Below are 1,321 nucleotides of genomic sequence, written 5' to 3' on the forward strand. Positions count from 1 at the left end.
TGAACCGCACCGGGTTTACCGGAGACCTGTTAGGTTAAGTTATGCGGCCATGGCTGGCAGGTCCAGCATGGTGTAGTACCGATCTTCAGCCTCGGCGGGCGGAATGTTTCCGATGGGCTCCAGAAGGCGGCGGTTGTTGAACCAATCGACCCATTCGAGCGTGGCGAACTCCACGGCTTCGAAGTTGCGCCACGGTCCCCGTCGATGGATGACTTCGGCCTTGTAAAGACCATTGATCGTTTCGGCGAGAGCGTTGTCGTAACTGTCGCCAACGCTTCCGACAGACGGCTCTATGCCCGCCTCGGCCAGTCGTTCGGAATAGCGAATGGACACGTATTGCGAGCCGCGGTCGGAATGATGAACCAGCCCGCCGCGATGAACGGGCCGCCGATCATGAAGCGCCTGATCAAGGGCATCGAGCACAAAGCCCGCATGGGCCGTCCGGCTTGCTCGCCAACCGACGATGCGGCGAGCGAAGGCATCGATGACGAACGCGACGTAAACGAAGCCCTGCCAAGTCGCCACGTATGTGAAATCGGAAAGCCACAGCATGTTCGGTGCTGGAGCCTTGAAGTGGCGATTGACGCGGTCGAGCGGACATGGGCCAGACCTGTCCGACACGGTGGTTTTGACAGGCTTGCCGCGAATGACGCCTTGAAGCCCCATCATTCTCATGAGCCTTGCCACAGTGCAGCGAGCGATATCGAAGCCTTCTCGCTGCAACTGTCGCCAGACTTTCCGCACGCCATAGACCTGGAAATTCTCGTTGAACACCCGGCGAATCTCGACTTTCATGGCAATATCATTCCGTTCGCGGGCCGATAGGCGGCCCACGTCCGTGCGCTTCGCGATAACCTCATAATAAGTGGACGGGGCAATCGGCAGCAGCCTGCAGATCGGCTCGACCCCGAGCACCGAGCGGTGTTCGTCGATGAAGGAAATCATCGCTTCAGTGGGCGGTCGAGCTCCGCCTGGGCAAAATACGCCGAGGCTTTGCGTAAAATCTCATTCGCCTGACGAAGCTCGCGGTTCTCCCGCTCCAGAGCCTTCATCTTCTCCGCCACGTCATTTGGCAAACCTGCACGCTTGCCGCTGTCGACCTCGGCCTTCTTCACCCATTCATGGAGGGTATGCGCCGAGCAGCCGATCTTGGCCGCTATCGATGATACAGCCGCCCAACGGGAGGGATGTTCGGCTTCATGCTCCGCCACCATCCGAACGGCACGGGCACGAACTTCAGGAGAAAACTTGTTCGTCGTTTTGCTTGTCATAGACCCTACTTCTCACGAGTTGGGGTCTCCGGCAAACCCGGTGCGGTTCA

At 59.0% G+C, this 1,321-nt stretch carries 1 protein-coding gene and 1 other annotated feature; the gene reads right to left on the reverse strand.

The window, feature by feature from the left end; genetic code table 11:
* Positions 1-39: 39 nt before the first annotated feature.
* Positions 40-1,271 (reverse strand): IS3 family transposase gene (locus tag J2046_RS33620; RefSeq protein WP_210059144.1). Its coding sequence is split into 2 segments (ribosomal slippage): positions 40-980 and positions 980-1,271, totalling 1,233 coding nucleotides; the frame shifts between segments, so codons are not numbered across the junction.
* Positions 871-987, reverse strand: a sequence feature (AL1L pseudoknot). It overlaps the preceding gene by 117 nt.
* Positions 1,272-1,321: the final 50 nt, after the last annotated feature.

Source organism: Neorhizobium petrolearium (assembly GCF_017873175.1).
GTDB classification, from domain to species: domain Bacteria; phylum Pseudomonadota; class Alphaproteobacteria; order Rhizobiales; family Rhizobiaceae; genus Neorhizobium; species Neorhizobium petrolearium.